Genomic DNA, 23,082 nt, shown 5'->3' with positions numbered 1-23,082 from the left:
CTAGAGGTAGTGACGGCCCTGTTTCGTTACCCATGAACCTGCCCTAGCGGACAGTGGGTTAAATGCGTCGAATGTATTCCCGAACTGTTTATTTTGGGTGTACTCCTAGGGACAAGACAGGGACTTAGACAGTAAAGCGTTCCCGACATCACTATATATTGCACAATTATCTCGTTTATAACATTAATCGATATTGGTTTTTGATAGACTGGGGTCATCCAAGCTTTTGACTTTGGAGGAAAAACATATCTTTGTTAAAACGCTTAACCCTATCTGCCCTTACCTTTGCTTTACCTTTGAGCCTTGCAACTCCCGCTCAAGCTGCATCTTCGACCGCAGTTGGTACTCCGGAAAGGGTAGTAACTTCATACGGCCATAGCAGCCGTCCGCCCAACTACATTGCAAGCTATAGCCAACACGCCCAAGATCGCATGCGAGAACGGAATATATCCCGCGACGAGGTTGAAGGTGCCGTTGCTCATCCAAAAAGCTTCCACTGGCAGAAGAAGCAGAATAATTGGTGGATCATGTCTCAGAATGGGCATCTTGCAGTTATTATCGACGACAACGCCAATGTCGTAACCGTCATGCGGATTTTATGGTAGGTCTTTTAATAATGAATGATTCGGACCCCTTCGCTAGCGATGCGCAATACTTCAATATCAGCGGCGCGAAAGGTGAAGGGATAGTTAAAGGCTCTATTCCGCTGTTTTTAGACGATGGGGAACTTGCAGCTTCTCTTGACATCGGACACGATGGAAAACTTGTTGGTATTGAAGTGCTTATTTCTGACTTTTCCAGCGCTTTCCCCACTTAGGCGCATTAGGCGGATGTTCGCGCTGGCAGGGCATATAGCTATGCGCATAAGTGAGAGCCCGAGGTGAAGTGCCCCGAGTTTTGTTCCTAGGCATTTGCCTTGATTTCTATTATTTCCCGTGGCGGGTTCTGCTTCCAAAATGCGAACGCCGCCCGACCTCCGGGGGAAGGTGGGCGACGTTCTTGCCAGCGGGGCAAGTAGTGCTTTCTCGGGGGCTAAATAAGTTAAGCCTCCTTGCCAGCACTACTGACTAACCAAAAGCATTACCACGCGACGTGGTTCCGCAACCGGAACGGCAAATTCGTTCTAGAGTTCCTCTGTGGCGAAGTCTGTGAGTGCTCTTCGAAATGTAGCCCACTGGCGCTCTTTGAAAAGTAGCCCAGTGTGGTCGTAATTGATGTCGTCGACCTCATGGCGGCGCTCGAAGCCTCCCTCGGCCGCAAGTCCGGTAAGACGGGCGCGAAGAAGTCCACGAAGGAGTCAACCAAGAAATCCGCCAAAAAGACCACGAAGAAGGCTTCCAAGAAGTCGTCGAAGAAGAGCAAGAAGTCGACGAAGAAGACGGCCAAGAAGAAGAGCACCAAAAGCGCCTAACAGCGACCAGGTATTCGTAGAATGGCCGCCATGAAGATGAAGTACTTCTTCGGCGCCGACACCGCCCGCAAGCTGGGAAACCAGCTGGGCATCGACGGCGAGGAGTACGCGGCGTGGGTCGCACCCCGCGTCGACGATCTGGAGATCAAAGACCGCGTCGGGGTCTTCGCGAGGGGCCTGCGCGAGCGGTTGCCGGAGGATTACGGGGAGGCGGTGGCGGGGGTCGTCGATCAGCTCGGCCCTGAGCTCGCGGAAGGCGAAGGCTATTTCAACCACGCATTCCACCTCTGGCCCATAAGCCGCTTCATCGAGGACTACGGCCTCGACCACCCCGAACTTTCCCTCGCCGCGACCGAGGCGCTCACCCGCGCGTTCACCGGCGAGTGGGCCGTGCGCCCGTACCTTAAGCACTACCCCGCGCTCACCATGGACCGCGTCGAGGAATGGTCGCTCTCGCCAAGCCACAATGTGCGCCGCTTATCGACGGAAGGCCTCCGCCCCCGCCTCCCCTGGGCCCCCGTTCACCGCCCGTTTCTGGATGATCCCTCACCCATCATTCCCGTGCTGGACCGCCTGTACGCAGATACCTCTTTATATGTGCGCACCTCCGTAGCCAATAACCTGAACGACATCGCGCGCACCCACCCTTCACTCGCCATCGCCACCGCCGAGCGCTGGCTCGCCGAGACCCCGTCCCCGGAGGTCACCTGGGTCGCCGAACGCGGCCTGCGCGGATTGATCAGGCAGGGCGATCCCGCCGCACTCGCTGCCGTCGGTTTCGCCGCCACTGACAACATCCAGCTGGTCTCCGCAGCTTTCCCGCCCCGTGTCGCGATCGGCGAGAAAGTCGTGCTCACCGCGCGTGTGGTCAATGCTTCCGATGAACCCCGCGACATTCTTGTCGACTACCGCGTCCACTTCCTCAAGAAGAACGGCACCCGCCGCCCCACCACCTTCCGCCTCGGCCGGCTCACTCTCGCCCCCGGCGAAGAACGCGACCTGACCAAGCGGCATTCATTCGCTGTCACCAGCACCCGGGTCCTCTACCCCGGCGCGCATGCCATTTCCGTGGTGCTCAACGGTGTCGAGGGCGAGCCGATCCCCTTCGAGCTCGTGGGGTGAGCCCGTTGGCAGGTGTCACCCGGTGCGCCGCGTCCCGTCCCGGCGCGCCCAAGGTGCCGCGTGGATCTACTTTCACTTTAGCCGGGACCTGCTTGGAAAACCCCAGGTCATATTTAGTCAACACGGAAACGATTTAAGCTATATCCACGGCCCTCAGCACAAGGTCCCGGAACGAGCCGGTACCAACCTCTCCGGTGTGTCTGAATCGTGCTACTTTGAGCAGCATGACTTCTCGACGCCGTGCCACGCGTTTTGCCAGCGTCATCATCGGCGCCTCCACACTTCTCGCAGCCTGCGGCAGCAATGAATCCACCGAGATCCCCCAGGCCGCGCCGGAGGAACCTGCCGGCAATGTCGAGATCGTCACCGTCACGCAGTACAACGACGGCACGGTTCTCGGCCCCGACGACGAAGCCGAGGGCGACGCTGAGGAGCCGGAAGCTGTCGATGCTGCCGATGGCGAAGAGGCTCACGGCGACACAGGCGAGGGCGACGACTCAGACGAGGACACCCAGGACGAAGAATCCAGCGACCTCGCGCCGGGAGAGTCCGCATACATCGGCACGGTGGAAAAGCAGACGACCGAAGAAGTCTTAAAGGGCGCGCCGGATCCGAACCCGGACTACAGCAAACCGTCGGACAGGTACTACGTGCTCGTGCTCGATGAGCCCACCGAAATCACTGCGCAGAAGGCGGGCCCCGAGCCCTACACCCGAGTCAATGAGATCATCTCCCTCGGGGACAACAGCACCCACTTCGATTCGAGCGAGCGGTGGGAGCCGTACGTGGGTAAGCGCGTCCGCTTGATCGTTGAGAATAGATACCTGAACTACCCTTCCGACACCAGCCTGCCTCTCGGCGCGATCAGTCTGGTGGAAGATCGCGGCAGGGTGGAAGAGCTCTAGGGGCCAGCGCCGTCGTCGATAAGCGTGCGACGACCGCAACCTTCATGGTCGCGTGTTATAGCTTGAGCTCATGAAAGGTTACCGCACGGGCGAGCACCTCCTCGCCGTCTATTTGTCGTCGATCACGGGGTTCATTGACGCGCTCGGCTTCATGTACCTCGGCGGCTTCTTCTTGTCGTTCATGTCCGGCAACACAACGCGCCTCACCGCAGCGCTTAACGACGGCCACCTCGACGTCGCCGCCAAAGCCGGCCTCCTCATGCTGCTGTTCTTGGTCGGGGTCGCGATCGGTGCACTGATCAGCCAACTAGGGCAACGGTATCTGCCGCAGACGCGGACCCGTGAAGCGATCTTGTTATTCGTATGTCTGACCTCCGCGATCGCGTCGGTGTGGGTAGCGACGGGGCATGAAGACTTGGCGGTCTACAGCCTGTCATTCACCGTCGGTGCGATGAACTCCACCTTCGAGCGCAACGGCGAAGTATCGATCTCCCTGACGTACATGACCGGCACCCTGGTGAAGATGGCACAGCGCTTCGTCGCCGCGTTCTTCGGCGGCTCGCACAGCGCGTGGCTGATCAATTTCGCACTCTGGCTCTCGCTCGCATGCGGCGCTCTGATCGGTGGCCGCTGCTATGTCGAGTTCGGTCTGTACTCCGTGTGGGTAGTCACCGCGCTCCTCGTCGCAGGGACCGCGGCTGCCCTAGTGAACCGGCACATCCGCCGTTCCCGCGGACTGCACGTCTAGCTACTTGCCCAGCTCTTTGCGGCGCTGGTGCGCGATGCGGAGACGCTCCGCACGCTCCTTGCTGCGGTCCTCCAAAATCTTGTCGAGCATCTCGTCTTCTTCGTCGCCAATGTCGTAGTACGAGTACAGGCCCCAGGTGAGCATGCCCGCCACCGGGAACACCACCCAGAAGTAATCCCCCTCAAAAACGAAGAGCCAGAGGAAAAACGCTGCCATCGTGATCGACCAGAGGATACCCAGCGCACGGTTCAGCTTCTTCTTCCGGTCGAGCGCTTCATCAAGCTCACGGTCGGAGTACTCCGCGTTCGCTACCGTCGAGCCGTTCTCGATCGTCGCTGGCACAGGCGCCTGCTGTGCTTGACCACCCGGCAGGTCACCGAATAGCGCTGTCAGATCCGCCCGCGTGCGCGCCGCTGCTGCCCGTCCCGTACGTTCCTCGAACTCGTTGACGTCAAGGTAACCGTTAGCGAAGTGCTCCCCCAACCGGTCCAGCGCCTCCGAGCGCTCCGGGTCTCCCACGCGCACCTGGTTCGGATCGAAACTCTCAGTCACGAGCGTGGACCTTTCTAACTAGTCGCGGACTCCGCCATGGAGCGCGAGCCCGTTCACCATCAACTTATCGCATTTTAGCAGTCTAATCCGCATAGAATTCTGCCTATGACATGGATCATCTTGCTCATCGCATTAGCAGTTTTCATCGTTGTCGCCGTGGTCTTCTTAATGGTTTATATCGCCGAAGACGTGACGCCGCACCCCGATCCGGGTCAATGGGGTCCGCCGCCGGTGTTCCGGGGCAGTCCACGCGTCGTCGCGCTCGCCCAAGCTTTGTATCCACGTTTGCTCGGAACGATGTTCACCATCACGACGACACCTTCGAGCATGGTGATCCAGACCCGCCGGGACAATATCGTCAGAGAATACGCCACCGAAAGAGAAGCCTTCGACGAGGAGCGCGTCGTGATCCTGCACGACCGTCCAGAAGGATTCGTGCGCGAGGATCGCATCATTCGCCATGGCACCGAACAGGGACCGAATTCGACCAGCAAATTCAGCTCCGGTTTCATGGGCACGGCGTTTAGTGCCGACCTGAACTGGGAGGTGTGGCGCGACGAACGCGGCAAATGGGTCAAACGCAGAACGAGCGGACCGAACTTGGATAGCGAGATCGGCAAAGCAATGAAAGAAACCGGGGTGAAATTCGCGCCGTTCAAATTCAAGGAGCAGGACCTCAACACACAGATCGGATGCGTGGCAGCAATCCTCGGTCTGACGGTGGCGTTGGTCATTTTTGTAGTTCCGTTCGCCTTGTAAACACGCAGCGGGTGAACGGCTGTTGAATTCTGTTGTGGCCTTCCACACTATGCGATCGCAGTTTTCGGCCGATGCCGACCTGGGGTTTTGTACATCGCAGAGGGGACATCGCATAGGGCACATCGCATAGTGCCCTGCCTGTCCACCCTCGGCCCCTCCCCGAGCAGCTCCCCAGGGACCCCGTTACAGTGTTGCAGGTTCCAAAATTTTCCGGAGATCACTGCCGAGGAGGTCGTCGTTGCTCAAATCCAATCCGCTGTTCCAGATGGGTCCTGCTCAGCGCGACCATATCCCGGCATTCCGCACGGCCCTCGGCGTGGCCATCCCGATGTTCACGCTGCTGGCGATCGGACGGATCGATCTGGCTATCTACGCGAACTTCGGGGCATTCACCGGCGTGTACGGCCGGCACGCAACCCGCCAGAAACGACTGAAGCACCACATCCTCGCCGGGATCGCCCTGACCCTCGCTGTCACCATCGGCGCGACAATCGCCTGGTTCGAGCTGAGCCCGTGGTTGCTCATGGTGGTGACGGCGATAGCGTCCTCGCTGTGGGCGACGGTCGCGTTGACGGCGGACATGAAGCCTTCTGGTTCGGTCTTCGTGGTCTTCTCCGTCGCGGCAGTCGGGTCTGTCCGCAATCCCGTCCACCCTTCGTTGGCCTTCGCCATCGCTGGCGGTGCAGCGTTGCTGTGTCTCGTGTTGGGGCAGCTTTCTCACTTCATCGGCGAGGGACCCGGCGGCAACGCGAAGCCGAACGAGGTCCCGACACGCGCCCCCGATGCTGCGCGTCTCCCCTGGCAGCGGTTGGCGGTAGAAGCCAGCCGGTTTTTCTTCTCGCCTCTGATCGCGGGAACGCTCGGCCTGATTTCCGTGAGTCTATTCGACCCCCTCTCCCACTCTTACTGGGCGATGGTCGCGGCAGTGGCCCCCTTGGTCAACTCGCGGTTCAAGATGCAGTATTACCGCGCAATTGAGCGCGTGGTGGGCACCCTCACCGGCATCGCCGTAGCGGGCTTTCTCCTGTCTCACTCGTTGCACGGCTGGCAGATCGTCGTGTGGATCATCGTCCTGCAGTACCTCACGGAGATGTACGTAACGCGGAATTACACGATCGCCGCGACCTTCATCACCCCGACCGCGTTGCTCATGGTCCAGACCGTCGACGCCGCACCTGTTGCCCCCATGCTGCTGGCCCGCACCGCTGAGACAGTTCTAGGCGCATTCGCCGCCTTGATCATCATTGCAGTTGGATACGTGCGGACCTACCCCAACGTGGTCTTGCCGCGCCGCGTTCAGCGTCAACCGGAGTCCTAGCTACGTGACCTGCTCAATGTCGGCTCCACCACCTTCGGCCGCACCTACGCCGCCGAGCCGGACAAGCTCATTGAGCAGCTCAAGGCCGACCCCGCCATCATGTCCGCCGACACCCTGCCCATCACCATCCCCACCGGCATGGGCGTGGACGTCAACGTGAAGATCTTGGAAAACTTCGCCACCCACGTCGCCCCTGCGCTGGGCTGGCGGCCGAACAGCGAAAGCTCAGTTACCGGCTATCCCATCGAGTAATTCCGGCAGGTTGCAAGCTCTTCGTTCCAACGTCAGTTCAGCATGTGTTGAATAGTTCAGTGAATACTGTATAGTTCAACACATGCTGACTATTGCTTCGCGCCTCGACGTCATGAACCGGCTCGGCCGGGCCATGGCGGATCCGACGCGCTCCCGAATCCTGATGACCCTACTCGACGGCCCGAGCTACCCAGCCGTGCTTGCGCGCGACCTGGACCTGACCCGCTCGAACGTCTCGAACCACCTGACCTGCTTGCGCGACTGCGGCATCATCGTCGCCGAGCCAGAGGGCCGCAAGACCCGCTACGAAATCGCCGATCCGCACCTCGCGGCAGCGCTCGACGCACTGGTGAACGCAACGTTGGCTGTCGACGAAAACGCCCCGTGCATCGACCCTGAGTGCTCGGTGCCCGGCTGCGGCGAGAAGGAGGCGGACGCATGAGCTCGGCGTGTGGATGCGAACACGAAACCGCCACGGAGATTGAAGAGCTCGATCGGCCATGGTGGAAGGACCCCGAGTTGCTACTGCCGATCTTCTCCGGCGTAGCCCTCTGCATAGGTTTGGCGCTGGACTGGTCCGGGCTGGAGACACCCGCGACGATACTGTTCTGGGTCGGTCTGCTGCTAGGCGCATACACGTTCGCGCCCGGAGCGATCCGGAATCTTGTCACGAAGCGCAAGCTCGGCATTGGTTTGCTGATGACGATCAGCGCGGTTGGCGCGGTGATCCTCGGCTTCGTCGGAGAGGCCACGGCGCTGGCGTTCCTGTACTCGATCGCTGAGGCGCTCGAGGACAAGGCAATGGACCGGGCCCAGGGCGGACTGCGGGCACTGTTGAAGTTGGTACCGCAGACCGCGACGGTGCTGCGCGACGGAGCGGCGGTCGAGGTCACAGCGAAGAACCTCATGGTTGGCGAGCTGATGCTTGTGCGCCCCGGGGAGCGGATCGCCACGGACGGCATCATTCGGTCCGGGCGCTCCAGCCTTGACACCTCAGCGATCACCGGAGAATCCATTCCGGAGGAGGTAGCGCCCGGTGATGAGGTGCCCGCGGGAGCGATCAACTCCGCCGGTGTGCTGGAGGTCGAGACGACCGCAGCTGGAACGGACAACTCGCTGACCACACTCGTGGACCTAGTCGAGCAGGCGCAGGCGGAAAAGGGCGACCGCGCCCGGATCGCCGATCGGATTGCCCGACCCCTCGTGCCCGGGGTGATGATCCTGGCGGTGCTAGTCGGCGTGATCGGCTCGCTGCTGGGCGACCCCGAGACGTGGATCACCCGTGCGCTGGTGGTCCTGGTCGCAGCGTCGCCGTGCGCGCTGGCAATCTCCGTGCCGCTGACAGTCGTGGCCGCGATCGGGGCAGCCAGCCAGTTCGGCGTGGTCATCAAGTCCGGCGCGGCATTCGAGCGGCTCGGCGGCATCCGTCACCTGGCGGTGGACAAGACTGGAACCCTCACCCGCAACCAGCCCGAGGTTACCGGCGTGGTCCCGGCAGACGGATTCAATCGGGCGCAAGTGCTTGCTTTTGCGGCGGCAGTTGAGCAGCAATCGACGCACCCCCTCGCCGCGGCGATCGCGGCGGCGGGGCCCGAAGTGCCCGCTGCCCTGGACATCAGTGAGGAAGCCGGGAATGGCATCGGCGGCACCGTCGAAGGACGACGGGTGCTGGTGGGCAGCCCCCGGTGGATCGACGCCGGGCCATTAAAGTCCGATGTTGAGCGCATGGAGTCCGAGGGGCAGACTTGCGTCCTGGTCACCGTCGATGACGCCCTTGCCGGGGCGATCGGGGTCCGCGACGAGCTGCGGCCCGAGGTGCCCGAAGCCGTGCAGACCCTGCACGCCAACGACGTGAAAGTGAGCATGCTCACCGGCGACAACACTCGCACCGCCCGGGCGCTGGCTGAAATCGCCGGGATCGACGACGTGCGCGCCGAGCTGCGCCCAGAGGACAAGGCAAGCATCGTTGCCGAACTCTCCTCCAAGACGCCGACGGCGATGATCGGCGACGGCATCAACGACGCGCCGGCACTGGCGGGCGCTACGGTGGGCATCGCGATGGGAGCGACCGGCTCTGACGCCGCGATCGAGTCCGCTGACGTTGCCTTCACCGGCCACGACCTCCGGCTGATCCCGCAGGCGCTACAGCACGCCCGCCGAGGCAGCAGGATCATCAACCAGAACATCGTGCTGTCTCTGGCCATCATCATCGTGTTGATGCCGCTTGCGATCAGCGGCGTGCTGGGCCTGGCCGCCGTCGTGTTGGTTCACGAGGTCGCCGAAGTCATCGTGATCTTGAACGGCCTGCGGGCTGCGCAAGCGAAGCGCTGAGCCACGCTTTCGCCCAGCGCGCTGGCTCTCCAACGCGGATCTTGGAAGGATCGAGCTGCTCAGGAACCAAGCGACATCTCAAAACTTTTGATGCCGAGCTTCATCGACACGGCCCGCGACTACCTGGGCAGTGTGTTTGGCAAAGGGCCCCACACCCATCAGCGTTGCCGATCCGTCGCCGGTCCAGTTGCCGTAACCGACTAGATGCAGATTCTCCACTTCAGGTTCGCGGTCGCGCATGAGGTGGCGGAATGGACCGAGGGCCGGACGAAAACCAGTGCACCAGATCAGGTGGTCGTGGTCGAGATCGCTCAAGCTATCGAAGATGGGGGTAGCGGTGAGCTGACCAGAGTTGCGGAGTTCACGTAGATGAGGAAGCGCGACAATGTCCCCGAGGTTCGGGCCGGAATCGCCGCCGAGAATCCGGCGGCGACTGTTGAGAAAGAGATCGCGGCCATCGACGTAGTCAGGCATCCAACGCGGTTGCTCACGTGTGAACCATGTGACCTCCGACGCCCCAATGAGGTCCGCGGCGATCTGGGCACCCGAGTTCGCCCCACCGACCACCGCGACCTTCGCGCCGCGGAATGGTTCGGGACCGGGGTAGGTCGACGAGTGCCACTGGCGTCCCTGGAAGGTACCGGGATAGTGGGGCACGAAGGGCGCGGACCACGTTCCTGTGGCCGCGATAACGTGTTCCGCTGTAAATTGACCGGCGCTCGTATCTAGGGAGAACATCCCTTCCTCATGGGACACGCTGTGAACGTGCACTGGGCGCCTAACCGGGAGGTCGTAGCGTTTTTCGTAGCCTTCCAGATAGTCGATGACATGACTTGCCGGCGGGTACCCCGGGTACCGCGGCATAGGCCAGCCGGGCAGATTGGAGAACTCCGCGGCGGAGAAAAGTGTCAGTGAAGGCCACGTGTGCAACCACGCTCCACCGGGTTCCTCTTGGTTGTCCAAGATCATGAAGTCCACTTTGAAGCGCTGCAGGTAGTAGGACGTGGCTAGACCGGACTGGCCACCACCGACGACGATGGCCGTGTGATGCTCAGCCAATCGATCATCCCTCCATAATCTCCCGGAAGTGACGCTTCAGTATCGTTTCTCACCTCATCGGGCACATGCCCGACCAGTTGTGTCTCCGCGAACTCACCAACAGGGAGAGCTTGTCAGTAGTAGTCAACAATCACCACCTTAACGCCCCTCGTTACACGTTGAGCTTGAGCTCCACGGATTGTCGAAAGACTATAACCTCCCCCTAGCTGCCAAGTCCTTTTCCGTATTACGATTACGTCGCAACGCGGTCTTCGCTTCCGCCGAGACAAGAACGACTCGTAGGGCACCTAGACTGGGCTGCATGAAAGACCTGACCATCGCGCCCGGCCCGGGGATCCCCGACGGTGCAGTCATCGCCGCTGCCGACCTAACGGAGCGTTTCGCGAAGTCGTCGGGTCCGGGCGGCCAAGGTGTCAACACGACCGACAGCAAGGTCCAGCTTTCCATCGATATCGCTGAAAGCGCATCGCTTACCGACGCCCAACGCCGCCGCATCTTGCGCAACCTCGAGCACCGCTTGGACGGCTCCGTCCTCACCGTGTCTGCGTCGACCCAGCGGTCGCAGGTGCGCAACCGAGCTGAGGCACGCGAACGCATGGCCGCCCTGTTGCGCGAGGCCCTAGCTCCGCCCCCTCCCCCGCGGCGCAAGACCAAACCGACAAGGAGCTCGGTACGGCGCCGACTCGAAGCAAAGAAGCGGCGCTCGGAGCTGAAGTCGACGAGGCGACGGCCCCAGATTCCCTAATTCGGGCCTATGCCGAGGCAGCTTGGATCGGCTGAATCCGCTCGATCTCAGCGAGGGCCTTGTCCTCCGCCACCTCAATCTCATACTGGTTCTGCAGATTCATCCAGAAGATCGGCTCGACGCCAAAATATTTTCCGAGCCTGAGCGCGGTGTCAGCTGTAATTCCGCGTTTCCCGTGCACGATCTCGTTGATACGACGAGGGGGCACCCCGATCGATACGGCAAGCTTGTGCTGAGTGATTTCAAATCCTTCAATGAAATCCTCGAGAAGAATCTCTCCAGGATGAACCGGAGGGTAAAGCTTCTCCGACATGGCGTTCCTTAGTGGTAGTCCTCGATGGTCACTTGTTCGGGCCCCGCGCTCGTCCAGAGAAAAGTGATTCTCCGCTGGTCATTGACTCGAATGCTGAAAGTCCCTTTCCTGTCGCCCTTGAGTGCCTCTAGGCGGTTACTGGGTGGCACGCGGAGGGAGTCAAGGGAGACTGCCGCATTGAGCTGGTGGAGTTTCTTGTTCGCCGACTTGTGGATCCGAGGATCCAATTTTGGAACCGGCTCACGCAGAAACACCAGTCATGTTTGTCGATTCCCGAACGACTGAATCATGCTTCACCCTATCCCCCCATAACGCGAAGCGTCAATAACGCATCGCGTTAAACGTTGAACTTGAACTCGACGGTATGTCGTTGCAAAGCTACTCCCTCTCGTTAACACCATCAAAAGGAGTGTTATCCAATGAAAGCGTTCGGCTTCTTAAGCTTCGGGCATTACGCCTTCGGCAGCTAGTGCGGGCCATCTGCGGAAAAGATCGCCAAGACTCGTCTGGAGATCACCCAGGCTGCGGACGAAATCGGCGTGAACAACGCGTCCTTCCGAGTCCACCACTTCGCGCTGCAGGCCTCCGCCCCGATGCCGCTGCTGTGTGCTATCGCGGCCACCACCAAAATCATCGAGGTGGGCACCGGCGGCATCGATATGCGCTAGCGCATATCGGGGTTGTAGCGTTTGAGTCATTGACTCCCGCCGTCTACAAGTACCTACACACTTGATCGGTGCTGCACGTTTCAGGATCCGGGTGCGCGGCGTCCTGGCTAAGGTCCGCGATAGTGTCGCGCAGCACGGAGAGCTGCGCGATCTGCTGCTCGATCTCAGCGAGGCGCACGTCAAGCAGGTCGCGCACGTGCTCGCAGGGCGCATGGCCGCCGTCGCGGATGTCGAGGATCTGGCGGATCTGGGCGAGGGTGAGGCCCGCGGCCTGGCCGCGGTGGATGAAGTCGATCCGAGCGACCGTCTCGGGTGCGTAGTCGCGGTATCCGGACGGCGTGCGCTCGGTCGGGGGCAGAAGGCCCTGTTCCTCGTAGAAGCGAAGGGTCTTCGCGGTAGTGCCCGCCCTCTCGGCGAGTTCTCCGATCCACATTGCTGTCTCCCTCCGTGGCCGCGCTTGACCTTCCACTGCACTGGAAGGTCCAGTATGGCTGAGACAGAGCAGAAAGCCAAGAGTTGACAGGAGTAGCGATGCCTACGAAGTACGATCTCGCCATCATCGGATCGGGAGGCGGCGCGTTCGCCGCTGCGATCCGCGCCAGCACGCTCGGGAAGTCGGTGGTGATGATCGAGCGCGGGACGCTCGGCGGCACCTGCGTGAACACGGGCTGCGTCCCGTCGAAGGCGCTCATTGCCGCGGCCGGCGCGCGGCACGTCGCGGTCGACGCCGCAACCCGGTTCCCCGGGATCGCGACGACGGCGGATCCCGTCGACATGCCCGCGCTGATCGCTGGGAAGCAAGCGTTGGTGGAGTCGCTGCGCGGCGAGAAGTACGCCGACGTCGCCGACTCCTACGGCTGGCAGGTCCTCCGCGGCGACGCCTCGTTCGTGGGCACCCCTGATGCGCCGGTTCTCGATGTTGCCGGATCCGACGGAAGCGTCGAGACCATCGAGGCCCACCACTACCTGGTCGCGACTGGTTCTCGCCCGTGGGCACCGCCGATCGACGGCCTGGAGGAGACCGGATACCTGACCTCGACCACGGCGATGGAGCTGACGGAGGTCCCCGAGTCGCTGCTGGTGCTCGGCGGTGGCTACGTCGCCCTGGAGCAGGCGCAGCTGTTCGCCCGCCTCGGCTCGCAGGTCACGCTGCTCGTGCGGTCCCGGCTCGCCTCGAAGGAGGAGCCGGAGGTGTCGAAGGCGCTCCAGGAGGTGTTCGCCGACGAGGGCATCCGCGTCGTCAGCCGCGCAGTGCCCACCCGGGTCTCCCGCGGCACGGGAGGCGAGGCCGTCGTGACCGCCGCCTTGTCCGGCGGCTCGCAGGAGTTCCGCGCCGACCAGGTCCTGGTCGCCCTCGGACGCCGTCCCGTCACCGATGGCCTGAACCTCGATGCGGTCGGGGTGAATACCGGAGACTCCGGCGAGGTGGTCGTCTCCGACCGGCTGCAGTCCTCGAACCCGCGGGTCTGGGCCGCGGGCGACGTGACCGGGCATCCCGAGTTCGTCTACGTCGCCGCCCACCACGGCACCCTCGTCGCCGAGAACGCGTTCGCCGACGCCGACCGGTCCGTCGACTACGCCCGCCTGCCGCGGGTGACGTTCACCGGGCCCGCGATCGGCGCGGTCGGGATGACCGAGAAGGACGTCCTCGCCGCGGGGATCCGCTGCGACTGCCGCGTCCTGCCCCTGCACCACGTGCCCCGCGCCTTGGTGAACCGCGACACCCGCGGGTTCATCAAGATCGTCGTGAACGCCGAGACGAACGAGATCCTCGGCCTGACCGCCGTCGCCAAGGACGCCGGGGAGCTCGCCGCCGCAGGCATCCACGTGCTCGGCAGGACCGTCGCCGAGGTCGCCAACGCCTGGGCCCCCTACCTGACCATGGCCGAGGGCATCCGGATCGCCGCGAAGGCCTTCACCACCGACCCGTCGCTGCTGTCGTGCTGCGCATGAACGGCAACGCAGGCAATCGGGGAGATCTCATCCTGAAGCAGACGATGAGCGCCGATCAGGACCGCGACGAATGGCGCGCCGGTCCCGTCGTCGCTGCAGTGACCGGGCTGCTCTTGCTGGCATGCTGCGCGCTTCCGTCGCTGCTCTGCTGCGGCCTGCCGTTCATCGCGGCGGGCGGAGCACTCGCAGGCGTCGGTGGGCTCCTCGGTAATCCCTGGATCATCGGTGCCGGGACCGCCGTCGTGATGGCCGTCATGGCGGGGATGCTCGACAGGCTACGGCGGCGGCACCGGCGCCGCAGGTCCGGCTGCTGCGAAAATCCTTCGACCGCTGATCGGAACCGGTAGTTCGAGGGATCCAGCGATCACTGCCACCTACGGAGGCCGCTGAAATCGAAGCCCGACGGGAGAAGGAGGAGCAAAAAGCGTTCGAATCAACCGGTGACGAGGATAATACTGAGGCTGGATCCCGGCCGTCGCGACGCGGTCTCCGCTTCCGCCGAGACGAGAAAGGGTTGTGGGCACCTAGGCTGGGCGGCATGAACGACCTGACCATAGCGCCCGGCCCGGGGATCCCCGACGGTGCGGTCATCGCCGCCGATCTCGCGGAGCGTTTCGCGAAATCGTCGACTCCAGGCGGCCAGGGCGTCAACACGACGGACGGCAAAGTCCAGCTTTCCATCGATGTCGCCGAATGCGCATCGCTTACCGACGCCCAGCGTCACCGTATCTCGCGCAACCTCGAGCACCGCCTAGACGGCTCCGTCTTTACCGTGACTGCGTCGACTCAGCGGTCTGTGTTTCGCTCCTGGTCCTCTCGCTTGCACCTGCGACACAGCCTCGTGTCCCCGGGCCGTAGCGTTCGGGGGAGCACAATAGCCCCAGTCCTCATCACGTCCCGGGATCAAAGAGTTCATCGCAGAGGTTAAGCACTACACGTTAAATTTGAACTCGACGGAGTGTCGTCGATAAATAACCGCTCGATGCGTAAATGCGGTATCCGATGTGCTGTAGCGGAATTTACAACGAAATACTGCTAAAAACAGACAACATATGGTGGTGCACAGAAACACATCTATGTTCTTTCCGGGGGTCAGGCCCGTGCTCGACAACCCCAGCGGACTCAACGCCCACGCCAGCGTCGCGGACCATGCGGCCGGGTACCGGAAGGTGGCCAAGGCCGCGGGCATCGCGATTTAATCCCGCGCAGAGCCGGAGACTGTGACCTGGCGATCATTGATGCGCAAGGTGCTGTCAGCGGCAGCAATAACTGCGGCATCGTGCGTGGCGGCCAGAACGAGTGCGCCCCCGTCCGCAGCTCGCCGCAGGAGCGCGATAACTTGGTCGCGGTTAGTGGGGTCGAGGGAGGCGGTCGGCTCGTCAGCGAACACATAAGCCGCGCCGCGGAGCAGGGCTCGGGCGATCGCCAGCCGCTGCTGCTCGCCTCCGCTGAGAATAGCTGCCGGCCCGTCGAAGGGGACATCAAGACCGACTTCGCCGAGGGAGTGCAGCAATTCTTCTTTGGAGTATTGCTTCCTGGATAGCCCGAGGGTGAGGTTATCTTCGCAGCTTAGTTCGGGAATGATTCCGTGGTCTTGGTGGATTATCGCTGCGCGTTCTCGCCAGAACCTCCGCCTCCGCTTCATCCTCCACGCGGAGGCATTCTCACCGTCTATCCGGAGGAGGCCGTCCGCCGGCGGCAGGAGCCCGGCCAAGGTGTTGAGCAGCAAAGTCTTTCCGGAACCGCTGGCTCCACAGATGGCGACAAAGCCTGGCCCGGGTAGGGAAAACGTTGCATTTTCCACGAGGGACTTCTTCACCATCCGCGTGCTGCGCCCCACAGAAAAAGTCGACTCCGCGGCGAGACAGAGATGAGAGCTGGAAATCTCCGGCGGCAGAGTGGGGGACTGATTGGGGCTAGCCAATGACATTGTGACTCCTAGGGGAGGCGGACATGTGCTGAGAAATACTGAGACGGACAAAACCGAGGTAGACGATTAAGACAAGGCAGCTTAGCGCGGTGAAGGTGTAGAGGAACGGGTTGGGAAGCAGTAGCGGAGCCAGCACGGACAATATGACGACAACTGTCAGGCTGACCAGTTGGCTTTTGAATAGTCGCCACATCGTTTTGTCCGGTGATTGCCCAGCGCTGTGGAGGAGTACCAGGAGGCGACGGTGAACTCGGAGCTGGATGCGCGCCTGGACTATCAAGGCCGCAAGCGTGGCGAGCAAAGCTCCGAGGACGCTCAGGATACTCAGCCAGAACAGCGCCGTGCTGGCTACTAGTTCGGCCAGACCGCGATCGGCCGCGCGCACCGGGTACACGTAGCCTTCGAGGCCGGCAGCGGTAAGTTCTGGACCCAGTTCCGAGAAATCCGCGAAGAGCAAATTTTTACTCGAAGCTGTGGAGCTTAGGAAGTCTGCGTCGAAGCCGGATAGATCGTCCGTTTCAAGCACGTAAAAACAATCGCCGGGAACCAGTTCCCCCGACATTGTTCCACTAATGAATCCGACCGCATGATCGGCACTGACCGGACCAATTTGCGCAGACTTAAGGAGCAGGTCGCCGGATTCCTGAGCCCACAGATCCACGGAAGCTGCGAAATGCTCTTGGGCTGCGGAATAGTCGACCGAGTGGTTGTCGTCTCCGGGACGGAACTGATAATCCTGCAGATCGTGCCATTGGCGGTTAGCAAGTGCCACGGGGCAGGAGTCCGGCACACCGGTAGCTTCTTTCGGCAAAGTATGGCTGAGGACAGCCCCGTGCTCCCGTTCCCAGCTGAGCGCGAAGTCGCGGAAGTTCTGCTGCACACTGGGCGGCAAGAGCTCGCCTCCTTCCACGCGGCCAGCAGGGCCGTCGAAGTTGGCTGAAAAATGCAAGGCTCCAAACTCCGCGAGAGATTTCCAGGTCTGTTGGGCCTCGGATTCCTGCTGGTAGGAGCGGAGCGCAGCCGCTGAGCTAAGACCCGCTGCTACAAAGGTCACGCAGGTAAAGACCGAAATTACTTTCAGCGCTTTTCCCGCCGCCTTCTCTGCGGGGGCACGCTGCCCCAGCAGCGCTACTGCGCGGCGCAACAATGGGGCGGTGACGGCTACGGCCAAACCGGTGGTAGCCAGGGCCAAGCCTATCCCGGCGGCGTAGAACCTGAGGAACAGGAAGGCAAAAGAATAGCTCCCTTGGCGGGCGAGGAATGTACTCGCAAGGCCAATGAGAACTAGGTGCGGGAGGATGACAAAGGCCCATTGCCGCCAATTGCCTTTTTGACTGCGGTGCCCGCCATTTATTGTGCGCAGCGCTGCCAATCTAAGACCGGAAACCCGAAGAACAAATACCAGGGCAAAAAGGGAAACGACAAATAGAAACAGGATCGCCACCAACGCGGGCAGGCGGAATACGACCGATTGGATGAGGTGAAGGAACTGCGTCTTTTCGCTTAGCCTGAGCCCGTCATTCCTGGCCGATTCGTAGAAGTGGTTCGCATTGCCACCCGTTGCTTTGGGAACCAAGACGTAGTCACCGTGGTAATCCAGCGACCCAAGCTCACTGGCCGCTTGGCTCAAGGCATCCGGCCGGTTGAGCCGGGGAATGCGTTCCGGTGCTGGATAATTTTGCTCCAGCGGGATGAAAACCTCGTGGGAAGTCCCGCTTGCGTCATCGGTGCCAGTCAGCCGGTAGATGGAGTAGCCGTTCTGCTCGGCCAATGAAACCAGTGAGTTACGGATTACCGTCGGTGCGTAGTCTGACTCAAGTTCCTCCGCGAGTGAAGTCTTAGGCTCGACGTAGTCAAGACTAAAGGTTGATTCGACCCCTAAGGACAAGGGCTTGGTGGAGTCAACCAGGGCTGTCAGCAGCCACCCAGTAGTCGCGATGACTGCAGCAAGAAGTAGGCTCAAAAGCCCAAGTACTAGGGGTCGAATGCGCATGAGTTCTAGCAGAAGTTGTAGTAGTAGCTGTCCTTAGTGCCCGGCAAATTCGTTGCCCAAAGCTCGGCGATCGACTTCTGGCCGCCGCGGGTGTTGATGCTTCGTTGCGTTCTGCCGTTGACGGTCACAGTCGAAGTATGGCACCGATTCACGGTGAAAGCGCGTGTAGTCATACGCTATTCATAGCGTATTTAGGTTACATTGAAACGAAACTCCACGACATCGCCGTCAGCCATCACGTAGTCCTTGCCCTCTTGGCGGACCTTGCCGTTCGCGCGGGCCTCGGCCATGGAGCCGAGCGCGTCGAGGTCATCAAAGGCGACGATTTCGGCCTTGATGAAGCCTTTTTCGAAGTCGGTGTGGATGACACCGGCAGCCTTGGGTGCGGTATCGCCCTTGTGAATGGTCCAGGCGCGAGATTCCTTGGGGCCGGCGGTGAGGTAGGTCTGGAGACCGAGGGTTTCGAAACCGGCGCGAGCGAGCGTCGATAAGCCGGGCTCGTCTTGGCCTACGGCCGCGAGAAGTTCTGCTGCGTCCTCGTCGTCGAGCTCGAGGAGCTCGGTCTCGGTCTGGGCGTCGAGGAAGACGGCTTCAGCGGGGGCGACGAGCTCGCGGAGTTCCTGCTTCTTCGCGTCGTCGGTGAGCACGCCTTCGTCGGAGTTGAAGACGTAGAGGAACGGCTTCGCGGTCATGAGGTGCAAGTCGCGGATCAGGGCGAGGTCGATCTCGCCGGCCTTGGATGCGGCGAAGAGAGTCGTGTCGTTCTCAAGGATCGCCTGCGCCTTCTTTGCTTCCTCGGCCTGGGCGGCGAGGTCCTTGTCCTTGCGGCCGTCCTTCTCCAGACGCGGCAGCGCCTTCTCGATGGTCTGGAGGTCAGCGAGGATGAGCTCGGTGTTGATCACCGAGATGTCGCTGGCCGGATCCACCTGGCCGTCGACGTGAATGACATTGTCGTCGGAAAATGCGCGCACGACCTGGCAGATCGCGTCCGCCTCGCGGATATTAGCGAGGAAGGCATTGCCCATGCCCTCACCCTCAGAGGCGCCCTTGACGATGCCGGCGATATCCACGAAGGACACCGTGGCCGGCAGAATCTCCTGGGAGCCGAAGATCTCAGCCAGGCGGTCGAGGCGCTTATCCGGCAGCGGCACCAGGCCGACATTCGGCTCGATGGTGGCAAACGGGTAGTTGGCCGCCAGGACCTCGTTGCGGGTCAGTGCGTTGAACAGGGTGGACTTGCCCACATTGGGCAGGCCGACGATTCCAAGAGTAAGGCTCACGGTGGCCAATGATAACGCACGCCCCAGCCAGCCCGGGCGACGGGCGTGGATGGGGCGTGGACGAAGCGTGCGGGAAGAGGCAGCGACTAGAGCTTGATGCCGAACTGGTCGGCGAACTGGCGCAGCTGCGGAACCTGAGCGGCGATTTCGCGCAGCTGCGGGGCAGCCAGCACTGCCCCGCCGATCAGGCCGAGCAGGACGGCGATGCCGATGCCGATACCGACGGCAGAAGAAGCGTCGATCTCGCCGGCAGACGAGCCGCTAGACCCATCTTCGTCTGCGTCGCCGCCGCCCGGGGTCACAACTCCGGGGTCGACGGTCCCCGGCGCGGGGCGGTCGGTGCTGGACTTGTCCAGGGTGAATTCGTCGACAAGCGAATGGTCCGCGACATTGAACGTGCGCATGGTCAGCCTGTCCTTATCCACGTCCACGACGGCGTAATCCGGGGTCTTGTCCTGGGTCCAGAAAGCGATCTCTTTGGCCTGCAGGTCCGTGCCCTCGGTCTGGGAGCGGTCAGTGATCTCCGGGTGCGATTTACCGTCGGGGCTGTGGAAGTCGTAGTACTTGCCGCCACCGGCCGTGGTGGTGGTGACGTACAGGACCTCGCCGGCCTTCGGTTTCAGCACGTCGCCGGCATTGGGGCGCGCGTCCGGCACCGTCGGGGTGAGCCCGTTCAGCAGGTGGGAACGGTTGTACATGTGGTCGTGGCCGGACATGACCATGTCCACGCCCGCCTCGGAGAAGACCGGGGCGAGCCCTTTGCGCAGCGCCTTCACATCCGAGTCCTTCATCGCGTGCGAGCCGTGGCTGAACGGCGCGTGGTGCATGACGGCGATGATCCAGTCCTTGCCCGAACCATGCTCGGCGACGGTCTTGCGCACGAAGTCAGCATGCTTTTCGATGTCGCCCTTCGAGCTCTCGTTCGAGTCGAGCACGACGAACAGTGCGTTGTTGCGCTCGAAGAAGTAGTTCGCGGTGCGGCCGTCTCGGTTCGGGAGGTTGCCGTGCTCGTCGAAGTGCTTATCCGAGAAATTGTAGGTTTCGTGGTTACCCTTCGTCAGCGCGACCGGGTAGTTCTTCAACTCCTCCGCGGAGAAGAACGCTTCCCACTGCTTGATCGGGTTGCCCCAACCCTCGACCTGGTCGCCGGCGTGCAGAATGAACTCGGAGTTCGGGTACTTTCCGGTCGCCTGCTTGACGGCGGTGCGCCACGCATCAGCCTGCTCCTCGACCTTGAGGTCGACGCCGATCTGAGCGTCGGCGAAGTTGAGGAAGGACCAGCTGTCGCCTTCGGCCTGCACGCGGAAGGTCTCCGGGTCGGTCCACCCGCCCTTGTCGGAGCCGATCTGGTAGGTGTACTCGGCCCCCGGCTGCAGCCCGGAGATGCTCGCGTGCATAGAACGGTAGAGCAGCGCGCCGTAATCGGCTTCTTTCGCCGCGACGGTCTTTGCTTCTTCCGGATGGCCGGACGGGTAGTACTTGACGGCTTCGTCCCCGTTGGACGTCGCGCGCCACGAGAAGTTCATGTCGGTCGATGTCGCACCGACGCCGATGTGGCTCACAGTCGCCCCCTTCGTGCCCGTGGACTGTGCCGCAGCATCAGGAACAGCGACGAAAGAGCAGGTCAGCGCCAGCGTCATGGACGCAGCGGCCAGTGCGGATGGACGGCGGATAGTCATGTGGTTCTTCTTTCTAATTTTCAGAAACGGATATTGGCGAGCATGTCGCGGATCTGCGGCTGGAAATGCACGGCAGCGGCATCCGCACCGATCTGCAGCGAGCTCAAGGTGATCGGACCACCCTGTGCCTGCGCGGATGCCTCCGGCACCGCGAAAGTCGAACCGGCCAGGGCTACCGTCAGTGCGGCGGCCGTAACAGTGGTCTTCAGGCGCATAGCAACCTCATCAACATCAATCGGCGGAAGGCGGTACGGGAGACGTTTCAGACAGGGAAAATACAGCTTCTCCTGCGTCTGCGCACAAGAATGTAGCACAGGTCACTTTGGGGCGCTCGTCGAAAAGCGAAGTGCGAACCCGTACCTGCACCCCGATCGGTTAGGGCACAATAGGGCGCGTGAGTTCTGCACACACTGACCCCGAAGCGGGCAAAGAAACCGTGACCGACGACGCGCAGACGCTGGCTGAGAAGGTCAAAGCGACGGACGCCCAGTCGAACGGCTCCGCCGACGTGCACGAATACGGCAACCGTGTCGACCGATCTGTGATCGTGAACTCCTGGATGAAATCCACCGCGCAATTCTCGCTGCGGACGCTCATCATCGTCATCCTGCTCGGCGCGACCTTCTTCCTCGTCGGGAAATTCTGGGCCGGAATCCTCCCGGTGATTCTCGCTCTCATCGTGTGCACGGTCCTCTCCCCGATCACGAATTTCCTGCGCAGACACAAAGTCCCCGGTGGGCTCGCCGCACTATTCTCGCTGCTGATCTTCTTCGCCGTGCTGGTCTTCTTCGTGGCCATCATCCTCCCGGATATCCTGCGCAATTCACGGGTTCTTGTGGTTCAGGCCGGCCAAGGCATTCAAGGACTCCAGCTCTGGCTGCAAAACCAAGACAGCCTGCCGTTCAATATCGACGCGGGCCAAGTCGACAGCATCGTCCAAGACGTGGCCACGTGGATGCAAGACCGGGCGGGCGCCATCGCCGGCGGCATTTTCAGCGGCATCAGCACCGCCACATCGATGTCGATCACCCTGGTCGTTGTCGTGGTTCTGACCTTCTTCTTCCTCAAAGACGGGCCGAAATTCCTGCCGTGGGTACGCAGCGCCACCGGCGGCCGCGCGGGCCTGCACGCGACTGAGCTGCTCACCCGCGCGTGGGAGACGCTCGGCGGCTACATCCGCGCGCAAGCCGTCGTTTCGCTTATCGACGCCCTCTTCATCGGCATCGGCATCTGGATCCTCGGCGTACCGATGGCGTTCACACTGGGCGTGATCACCTTCATCGCCGGGTTCATTCCTCTCGTCGGCGCGATCGTGGCCGGTGCCCTTGCCGTGCTGATCGCCCTGGTCTCCCTCGGTTTCACCAAGGCACTGATCGTGCTGGCCATCGTCCTTGCCGTGCAGCAACTCGAAGGCAATGTCCTATCTCCGCTGTTGCAGTCCCGCGCCATGAAGCTGCACCCGGTGATCGTCCTCGTTTCCGTCACCGTCGGCGGCGGTCTCTTCGGTCTCGTCGGCGCTTTCCTCGCCGTGCCCGTCGCAGCGACCTTGGCTGTGGTGTTCCGCTATATCCAGGACATGCTGCGTCTACACGCAGGCGAAGTCAGCGCCGCCGATCTCACCTTCGCCACCGATGTCGGCCGCGCGCTCGCCGAAGCCGAGGAGCGTGAAAGCGACGCAGCCCGCACCGACCTTTTGTCCCAGCACGCCTGGTCCCCGCCCACCGTCGACGAGGACGACGACGAACGGGAACAGGCTCCTGCTGCGCCACGCAGCCGTCGTGCATCAGCCCTGGCAAAACAGGTCAAAGGCATCTCATTGCGCTCACCAAAAGACTGGCGAATCGAAAATGTGTTCGGCTCGCGTAAGGGTGGCGACGACGACGTGTCCTAGCCGTATGCAATTGTGTGGTGCATGAGCACCACCGTTGCCGTCAGCTTGATCCTCATCGTCGCCGTACTCGCATTCGCCGCCGGCGTGTTTGTCGGCGCCGCCTTCTACGCGGTGCGGATACAACGGCGCACCCCGGCTCACGAGTCCGCCCGCTCGCCCCACCCCGACGACGT

General features: G+C 61.9%; 27 protein-coding genes and 2 pseudogenes. 18 read left to right on the top strand and 11 right to left on the bottom strand.

The genetic code is table 11. The features are described 5' to 3' along the window. Positions 1–296: 296 nt before the first annotated feature. The 6 genes from ACUY2Y_RS03895 (at position 297) to ACUY2Y_RS03870 (ending at position 4,186) form a co-directional block, all read left to right on the top strand. Positions 297–605 (top strand): DUF4258 domain-containing protein, encoded by a 309-nt coding sequence (locus ACUY2Y_RS03895; RefSeq protein ID WP_296149119.1) that lies wholly within the window; start codon positions 297–299, stop codon positions 603–605. 11 nt (positions 606–616) lie between these two features. Then, complete coding sequence (locus ACUY2Y_RS03890; RefSeq protein ID WP_259901257.1) at positions 617–817, top strand: hypothetical protein; 201 nt, start codon at positions 617–619, stop codon at positions 815–817. Positions 818–1,201: 384 nt separating this feature from the next. Then, on the top strand, positions 1,202–1,411 hold the full coding sequence (locus ACUY2Y_RS03885) for a hypothetical protein (protein WP_448324889.1): 210 nt from the start codon (positions 1,202–1,204) through the stop codon (positions 1,409–1,411). Between the two features lie 30 nt (positions 1,412–1,441). After that, positions 1,442–2,533 (top strand): hypothetical protein, encoded by a 1,092-nt coding sequence (locus ACUY2Y_RS03880; protein ID WP_448324888.1) that lies wholly within the window; start codon positions 1,442–1,444, stop codon positions 2,531–2,533. A 224-nt stretch (positions 2,534–2,757) separates the two neighbouring features. Beyond that, positions 2,758–3,438 carry a hypothetical protein gene (locus ACUY2Y_RS03875; RefSeq protein ID WP_448324887.1) on the top strand — a complete coding sequence of 227 codons (681 nt, stop codon included), beginning with the start codon at positions 2,758–2,760 and terminating at the stop codon, positions 3,436–3,438. 70 nt (positions 3,439–3,508) lie between these two features. Continuing rightward, positions 3,509–4,186 carry a YoaK family protein gene (locus ACUY2Y_RS03870; RefSeq protein WP_448324886.1) on the top strand — a complete coding sequence of 226 codons (678 nt, stop codon included), beginning with the start codon at positions 3,509–3,511 and terminating at the stop codon, positions 4,184–4,186. Here ACUY2Y_RS03870 and ACUY2Y_RS03865 read toward each other — a convergent pair whose 3' ends face one another. Continuing rightward, entirely contained in the window at positions 4,187–4,738 is a 552-nt protein-coding gene (locus tag ACUY2Y_RS03865) for a DUF1707 SHOCT-like domain-containing protein (protein WP_448324885.1), read from the bottom strand. It lies immediately after the preceding gene. 105 nt (positions 4,739–4,843) lie between these two features. Between ACUY2Y_RS03865 and ACUY2Y_RS03860 the strand changes: the two genes are divergently transcribed. From ACUY2Y_RS03860 to ACUY2Y_RS03840, 5 genes and pseudogenes are all read left to right on the top strand, one after another. Continuing rightward, on the top strand, positions 4,844–5,497 hold the full coding sequence (locus ACUY2Y_RS03860) for a hypothetical protein (protein WP_448324884.1): 654 nt from the start codon (positions 4,844–4,846) through the stop codon (positions 5,495–5,497). Between the two features lie 238 nt (positions 5,498–5,735). After that, positions 5,736–6,815, top strand: coding sequence for an FUSC family protein (locus ACUY2Y_RS03855; protein WP_448324883.1), 1,080 nt, complete (start codon positions 5,736–5,738; stop codon positions 6,813–6,815). A gap of 21 nt (positions 6,816–6,836) precedes the next feature. Further along, a pseudogene (locus tag ACUY2Y_RS03850) lies at positions 6,837–7,067 on the top strand (LLM class flavin-dependent oxidoreductase); the annotation flags it as partial. An 82-nt stretch (positions 7,068–7,149) separates the two neighbouring features. Beyond that, positions 7,150–7,509 carry a Cd(II)/Pb(II)-sensing metalloregulatory transcriptional regulator CmtR gene (gene cmtR / locus ACUY2Y_RS03845; protein ID WP_210574861.1) on the top strand — a complete coding sequence of 120 codons (360 nt, stop codon included), beginning with the start codon at positions 7,150–7,152 and terminating at the stop codon, positions 7,507–7,509. Next, positions 7,506–9,398: a heavy metal translocating P-type ATPase gene (locus tag ACUY2Y_RS03840; protein WP_448324882.1), complete on the top strand. Its 1,893-nt coding sequence runs from the start codon at positions 7,506–7,508 to the stop codon at positions 9,396–9,398. Before cmtR ends, ACUY2Y_RS03840 begins: the two co-directional genes overlap by 4 nt. Positions 9,399–9,476: 78 nt before the next feature. Here the strand turns inward: ACUY2Y_RS03840 and ACUY2Y_RS03835 are convergent, their stop codons facing one another. Further along, positions 9,477–10,457, bottom strand: coding sequence for an NAD(P)-binding domain-containing protein (locus ACUY2Y_RS03835; protein ID WP_448324881.1), 981 nt, complete (start codon positions 10,455–10,457; stop codon positions 9,477–9,479). A 301-nt stretch (positions 10,458–10,758) separates the two neighbouring features. On the opposite strand from ACUY2Y_RS03835, the gene arfB reads away from it, so the two are divergent. Further along, positions 10,759–11,202 (top strand): alternative ribosome rescue aminoacyl-tRNA hydrolase ArfB, encoded by a 444-nt coding sequence (gene arfB / locus ACUY2Y_RS03830; protein WP_448324880.1) that lies wholly within the window; start codon positions 10,759–10,761, stop codon positions 11,200–11,202. 7 nt (positions 11,203–11,209) lie between these two features. Here arfB and ACUY2Y_RS03825 read toward each other — a convergent pair whose 3' ends face one another. Together ACUY2Y_RS03825 and ACUY2Y_RS03820 are read right to left on the bottom strand one after the other, a co-directional pair. Next, entirely contained in the window at positions 11,210–11,515 is a 306-nt protein-coding gene (locus tag ACUY2Y_RS03825; RefSeq protein ID WP_201819850.1) for a HigA family addiction module antitoxin, read from the bottom strand. An 8-nt stretch (positions 11,516–11,523) separates the two neighbouring features. After that, positions 11,524–11,769, bottom strand: coding sequence for a type II toxin-antitoxin system RelE/ParE family toxin (locus ACUY2Y_RS03820; protein WP_448324879.1), 246 nt, complete (start codon positions 11,767–11,769; stop codon positions 11,524–11,526). 165 nt (positions 11,770–11,934) lie between these two features. On the opposite strand from ACUY2Y_RS03820, the pseudogene ACUY2Y_RS03815 reads away from it, so the two are divergent. Continuing rightward, positions 11,935–12,180 (top strand): annotated as a pseudogene (locus ACUY2Y_RS03815) (LLM class flavin-dependent oxidoreductase); the annotation flags it as partial. A 46-nt stretch (positions 12,181–12,226) separates the two neighbouring features. Here the strand turns inward: ACUY2Y_RS03815 and ACUY2Y_RS03810 are convergent. After that, a complete protein-coding gene (locus tag ACUY2Y_RS03810; RefSeq protein WP_005290994.1) occupies positions 12,227–12,616 on the bottom strand; it encodes a heavy metal-responsive transcriptional regulator in 390 nt (129 codons plus the stop codon). Between the two features lie 98 nt (positions 12,617–12,714). Between ACUY2Y_RS03810 and merA the strand changes: the two genes are divergently transcribed. The 4 genes from merA to ACUY2Y_RS03790 all read left to right on the top strand — a co-directional run bounded on the left by merA (position 12,715) and on the right by ACUY2Y_RS03790 (position 15,335). Further along, a complete protein-coding gene (merA, locus tag ACUY2Y_RS03805) occupies positions 12,715–14,136 on the top strand; it encodes a mercury(II) reductase (RefSeq protein WP_448324878.1) in 1,422 nt (473 codons plus the stop codon). After that, positions 14,133–14,483 (top strand): hypothetical protein, encoded by a 351-nt coding sequence (locus tag ACUY2Y_RS03800; RefSeq protein WP_448324877.1) that lies wholly within the window; start codon positions 14,133–14,135, stop codon positions 14,481–14,483. The genes merA and ACUY2Y_RS03800 overlap by 4 nt, the downstream gene beginning before the upstream one ends. A 191-nt stretch (positions 14,484–14,674) precedes the next feature. Next, positions 14,675–15,064 (top strand): class I peptide chain release factor, encoded by a 390-nt coding sequence (locus ACUY2Y_RS03795; protein WP_015381421.1) that lies wholly within the window; start codon positions 14,675–14,677, stop codon positions 15,062–15,064. Between the two features lie 124 nt (positions 15,065–15,188). Next, complete coding sequence (locus ACUY2Y_RS03790) at positions 15,189–15,335, top strand: hypothetical protein (RefSeq protein WP_448324876.1); 147 nt, start codon at positions 15,189–15,191, stop codon at positions 15,333–15,335. On the opposite strand, the gene ACUY2Y_RS03785 is transcribed toward ACUY2Y_RS03790, so the two are convergent. The 6 genes from ACUY2Y_RS03785 to ACUY2Y_RS03760 form a co-directional block, all read right to left on the bottom strand. Continuing rightward, positions 15,332–15,940: an ATP-binding cassette domain-containing protein gene (locus ACUY2Y_RS03785; RefSeq protein ID WP_349236925.1), complete on the bottom strand. Its 609-nt coding sequence runs from the start codon at positions 15,938–15,940 to the stop codon at positions 15,332–15,334. The genes ACUY2Y_RS03790 and ACUY2Y_RS03785 overlap by 4 nt on opposite strands. Positions 15,941–16,052: 112 nt before the next feature. Then, the gene (locus ACUY2Y_RS03780; RefSeq protein ID WP_448324875.1) at positions 16,053–17,837 is read right to left on the bottom strand and encodes a hypothetical protein; all 1,785 of its coding nucleotides are present in this window, start codon (positions 17,835–17,837) and stop codon (positions 16,053–16,055) included. Between the two features lie 227 nt (positions 17,838–18,064). Next, positions 18,065–18,232, bottom strand: a complete 168-nt coding sequence (locus ACUY2Y_RS03775) for a hypothetical protein (RefSeq protein WP_448324874.1) — start codon at positions 18,230–18,232, stop codon at positions 18,065–18,067. An 18-nt stretch (positions 18,233–18,250) separates the two neighbouring features. Next, the gene (gene ychF, locus ACUY2Y_RS03770; protein ID WP_448324873.1) at positions 18,251–19,339 is read right to left on the bottom strand and encodes a redox-regulated ATPase YchF; all 1,089 of its coding nucleotides are present in this window, start codon (positions 19,337–19,339) and stop codon (positions 18,251–18,253) included. An 86-nt stretch (positions 19,340–19,425) separates the two neighbouring features. Beyond that, on the bottom strand, positions 19,426–21,018 hold the full coding sequence (locus ACUY2Y_RS03765; protein ID WP_448324872.1) for a metallophosphoesterase: 1,593 nt from the start codon (positions 21,016–21,018) through the stop codon (positions 19,426–19,428). 20 nt (positions 21,019–21,038) lie between these two features. Next, on the bottom strand, positions 21,039–21,233 hold the full coding sequence (locus tag ACUY2Y_RS03760) for a hypothetical protein (RefSeq protein ID WP_448324871.1): 195 nt from the start codon (positions 21,231–21,233) through the stop codon (positions 21,039–21,041). A gap of 179 nt (positions 21,234–21,412) precedes the next feature. Here ACUY2Y_RS03760 and ACUY2Y_RS03755 point away from each other — a divergent pair, with 179 nt between their 5' ends. Beyond that, positions 21,413–22,909 (top strand): AI-2E family transporter, encoded by a 1,497-nt coding sequence (locus tag ACUY2Y_RS03755; protein WP_448324870.1) that lies wholly within the window; start codon positions 21,413–21,415, stop codon positions 22,907–22,909. The last annotated feature ends 173 nt before the right edge of the window (positions 22,910–23,082 follow it).

Source organism: Corynebacterium sp. 20-84 (assembly GCF_053479455.1).
This window is presented reverse-complemented; position numbering and strand designations above follow the sequence as displayed.